The organism is Azospirillum sp. B506, assembly GCF_000333595.1.
In the GTDB taxonomy this organism is placed as follows: domain Bacteria; phylum Pseudomonadota; class Alphaproteobacteria; order Azospirillales; family Azospirillaceae; genus Azospirillum.
Map to the genome: position 1 here is coordinate 1 of NZ_BADK01000578.1, position 1,727 is coordinate 1,727.

Annotated in this window: 2 protein-coding genes; one reads left to right on the forward strand and one right to left on the reverse strand. The window is 70.5% G+C overall.

What is annotated here, in order from left to right; genetic code table 11:
- Positions 1 to 97 precede the first annotated feature (97 nt).
- A complete protein-coding gene (dgcA, locus tag I71_RS16955) occupies positions 98 to 1,105 on the forward strand; it encodes an N-acetyl-D-Glu racemase DgcA (protein ID WP_042696021.1) in 1,008 nt (335 codons plus the stop codon).
- Positions 1,106 to 1,120: 15 nt separating this feature from the next.
- On the opposite strand, the gene I71_RS16960 is transcribed toward dgcA, so the two are convergent.
- The gene (locus tag I71_RS16960) at positions 1,121 to 1,528 is read right to left on the reverse strand and encodes a 4a-hydroxytetrahydrobiopterin dehydratase (RefSeq protein ID WP_042696022.1); all 408 of its coding nucleotides are present in this window, start codon (positions 1,526 to 1,528) and stop codon (positions 1,121 to 1,123) included.
- Positions 1,529 to 1,727: the final 199 nt, after the last annotated feature.

Consider the following 1,727-nt stretch of genomic DNA (forward strand, 5'->3'; position numbering starts at 1 on the left):
CTCCAGGATCGTTGACACGGCACTCACCAAGCCTGTCGCCTTCTGGGACGGGGCCGGGATACACTCCCGGCCCTGTTCCGTTTCGGGGTTTGCGATCATGCCCGCCCAACGCCTGACAGCCCGGCAGCTGACCGTCCGCCGGGAGAGCTTTCCCATCCGCGGTGCCTTCCGCATTTCGCGCGGGGCCAAGACCGAGGCCGCCGTGGTGGTGGCGGAGGTGACCGACGGCCCGCACCGCGGCCGGGGCGAGTGCGTGCCCTATGCCCGCTATGGCGAGAGTGTGGAGGGAGTCGCCGCCGCGCTGGAGGCGATGGCCGATGTCGTGGCCGGCGGACTCGATCGGGCGGAGCTGGCCCGGCGGATGCCGGCCGGTGCTGCCCGCAACGCGCTCGACTGCGCACTCTGGGATCTGGAGGCCAAGCGCAGCGGCGTGCCCGCCTGGACGCTTGCCGGGCTGGCCGAGCCGCCGGGACCGCTGGTCACCTGCTACACGCTGAGCGTCGACGAGCCGGACGCGATGGCCGCCGCCGCCCGCGAGCGGGCACCGCGCCATCCGCTGCTGAAGATGAAGCTGACCGGGGAGGGCGATCTCGACCGCGTGCGGGCGGTGCGCGCCGCCGCTCCTGCCGTCCGGCTGGTGGTGGACGCCAACGAGGGCTGGACGCTGGACCAGTTGCACCGCTTCGCCCCGGTGCTTGCCGGTCTGGGCGTCGAGATGATCGAGCAGCCGCTGCCCGCCGGCCAGGACGAGGCGCTGCGCGGGGTCGATTGTCCGGTGCCGCTCGGCGCCGACGAATCCTGCCATGGGCTGGAGTCGCTGGAGCGGCTGCGCGGGCTTTATCGGGTGGTGAACGTCAAACTCGACAAGACCGGCGGCCTGACCGAGGCGCTGGCGATGACCCGCACCGCCCACGCCCTGGGGTTCGAGGTGATGGTCGGCTGCATGGTGGCGACCTCGCTGGCGATGGCGCCGGCGATGCTGGTCGGGCAGGGCGCCCGTTACGTCGACCTCGACGGTCCGCTGTTGCTTGCCCGCGACCGCGAACCGGGGCTGGTCTATGAGGGCGCGGTGGTCCAGCCGCCGGTTGCGGCGTTGTGGGGGTAGAGGCTTCCGCCCCCCTCACGCCCCCTGCACATAGGGCGGCGGCGTGCCCACCGATGCCGGCACATAGGGCGTGTCGGCCAGCCCGTTGACCTTGGCGGCCATGACGAAGTCGTTCTCGTGCAGCCCCTTGATCTTGTGGGTCCAGAAGGCGACGGAGCAGTGGCCCCAGCCGTAATGGATCTCGGCATGGTGGCCTTCCGCTTCGCAGAGGTCGCCGACCCGATGGGCGAAGGCCTGGGCCTGGACGAAATCGGGGAACCTGAAGTCGCGTTCGATGCGGTCGGGATCCTCCTTTAGGACCCAGCCCGGCACCTGCACCAGATAGGAGGCGGCCATCGCGCGGTCCATCGGCGGAATTCCGCCGCGGCAGGGCTCGCAGGTCTTCGCCGCCAGTTCCTGTGTCGTCGGCGCCTGTGCTGTCATCCCGGTCTCTCCCGTGTCGGTGGGCTTGTTGAGGGCGGTGGCGGTCTCGGCTAGAAGGGGCTGGAAGCATTCCGCTTANCAGCTTGGGGTCCGGCTGCCGCTTCGGCAAGCCCGGCACCTTGCCTTGCGTCTCCAGATGCCCTTTATGGAAGCGACCCGATGACCGACCTGCGCACCGACCTGCCCTTCGCCGACTACC

Excerpts from the sequence above, each read along its gene's own strand:
- I71_RS16960 (WP_042696022.1), bottom strand. The coding sequence starts at position 1,528 with ATGACAGCACAGGCGCCGACGACACAGGAACTGGCGGCGAAGACCTGC.
- dgcA (WP_042696021.1), top strand. The coding sequence starts at position 98 with ATGCCCGCCCAACGCCTGACAGCCCGGCAGCTGACCGTCCGCCGGGAG.